Annotated in this window: 1 protein-coding gene; it reads left to right on the top strand. The window is 66.4% G+C overall.

Features of this window, described 5'->3' with window-relative positions; translation table 11 throughout:
- The first annotated feature begins 122 nt into the window (after nt 1–122).
- Complete coding sequence (locus tag ACFSDF_RS08255) at nt 123–1,970, top strand: Ig-like domain repeat protein (protein WP_377157054.1); 1,848 nt, start codon at nt 123–125, stop codon at nt 1,968–1,970.
- Nucleotides 1,971–2,152 lie beyond the last annotated feature (182 nt).

The following is a 2,152-nucleotide window of genomic DNA, read 5'->3' as shown; positions in this document are numbered from 1 at the left end:
CATGTCCACTCTCGCGAATCGCTGGACTAGGCGTGGCCTGCGGCTTTGAATGGCGCGTGACGCAGACCACACCCGCCGCCGTGCGTGCACGCGTGACGGGTCGAGCTCGAAGGAGAGCCACGATGAGTGTTGACCCCCAGAACACCCGCGGTTGGCCAGAGCCAACACCCCGCCACCGCCGCGGACGTGTGCTGGCCGCCGCGGTCGCCTCCCTCGGCCTGACCCTCAGCGCACTCGCCGCCATCCCAGCCAACGCCGTCACCCCCGTACCCCTCGCTCAAGCCGGATCCATCGTCAGCTGGGGACCGGTACAAACCACGCCGTCGACGACCGTTCCGGCCGCACTCGCACAAACCGCGTTCATCGCCATCGACAACGGCGGCGACTTCTCACTTGCCCTCACCGGCGACAACCGAGTCGTGGCCTGGGGCCACAACGGCACCCAGGGCGCTCAGCCGCAGAAGGTGCCCGCAAGCCTCAACGGCGTCAAGGTAAAAGCCATCGCCGCAGGCGCGAGCAACGCTGGCGTCGTCACCCAAACCGGCACTGTCGTCGCCTGGGGTGCCAAGCTGGCAGCCGGCGACCCAACCAAGGTGCCTGTTGGACTGTCCGGGGTGGTGGATCTTGCCATCGGCGCCTATCACGGCGTCGGACTCAAGAGCAATGGCACCGTTGTCACGTGGGGATATCTCCTCGGCGGGGCCCTGAACGTGCCTACCGGCCTCACCGGTGTCAAGGCGATCGCCGCCGGTGACCAGCAGACCTACGCCCTCAAGGACGACGGGACCGTCGTCGCCTGGGGACTCAACAACGCAGGTCAGCTCGACCTCCCCGATGAGCTGACCACCCCTGGCAACGTCAAGGCCATCGCCAGCAGGAGCCTCGGCGGACTAGCGCTGCTCACCGACGGCACACTCCGCACCTGGGGCAACGGCACCACCATCCCGGACTCCTTGAACGGCAAGGCGGTCGTTGCGATCAGCGCTCTGGCCGAAGAGAGCATGGCGCTCGATTCCACCGGCGGCCTACACCGGTGGGGAAGTCCGGCGCAGAACGGAGTCGAGGTTCCTGCGTCGCTGGATGGTGCGCCGGTCACGGCTGTTGCTGCGGGCGTCAATCATGACTCGGTGTTGGTGAGCGATGTGAAGACCGCTGTTGTGCCTCGCGTCACCGGCGTGGCACGGCCCGGCCAGACTCTGACCGGCACCGCGGGCACCTTCTCCGGCGCCCCCGACAACGTCACGAACCAGTGGCTGGCCAACGGCACCCCGATCGCGGGCGCCACCGGCACCAGCCTCGCACTGAACGCCACACACCTTGGCAAGCGCATCACCTACCGCACAACCGCCACCAAGGGCGCGCTCACCCGCACCGCCACCTCCACCCCCACCTCCCCAGTCGCCAAACCCACCCCCACAGTGGGACTGGCGGCGCCTGCGGGTGCGTACGGACGTGCAGGAACGGTCACCGTCACCGTCTCCAACAGCGCCACAGGCACCGTCACCCTCACCTTGAACGGCCGCTCACTCGGCGCCAAGACACTGTCCAGAGGCCGAACGCTCTACTCGATCCCACGAACCACCACCCCCGGCCGATGGACCCTACGCGCCTCCTACCACGGCAACACCACCCTCAACACGGCCACACGCACCACCACCTACACCGTCACCAAAGCCCGCCCCGGCACCGTAAAGACCAAAATCACCAAGAAGCCCTCCAGCCGCAAGAAGGGCAAGGCCACCATCACCATCGCCCGCCCCACCGGCCTGACCGCCCCCAGAGGCAAGGTCACCCTCGTACTCAAAAAGGGCTCCAAGAAACTCAAGACCACCGCCACCGTCCGCAACGGCAAAGCCACCGTCAAACTCCCCAAGACCACACGCGGCACCTGGAAAATCACCACCACCTACACCGGCGACACCCGCTACACCCCCGCCAAAGCCAAAACCATCAAGCACAAAAGCAAATAGGACGAAGCACGCTTGAGTATCAGGCGGTCTCCAGTGCCCGGGAAGTTGTCACTGGCGTGACAACTTCTCGGGCTCTTTCATGTCCACTCTCGCGAATCGCTGGACTAGGCGTGGCCTGCGGCTTTGAATGGCGCGTGACGCAGACCACACCCGCCGCCGTGCGTGCACGCGTGACGGGTCGA

The organism is Mumia zhuanghuii (genome assembly GCF_042681565.1).
GTDB lineage: Bacteria > Actinomycetota > Actinomycetes > Propionibacteriales > Nocardioidaceae > Mumia.
The sequence above is the reverse complement of the archived record's forward strand: the minus strand, read 5'-3'. Positions and strand labels throughout refer to the sequence as shown.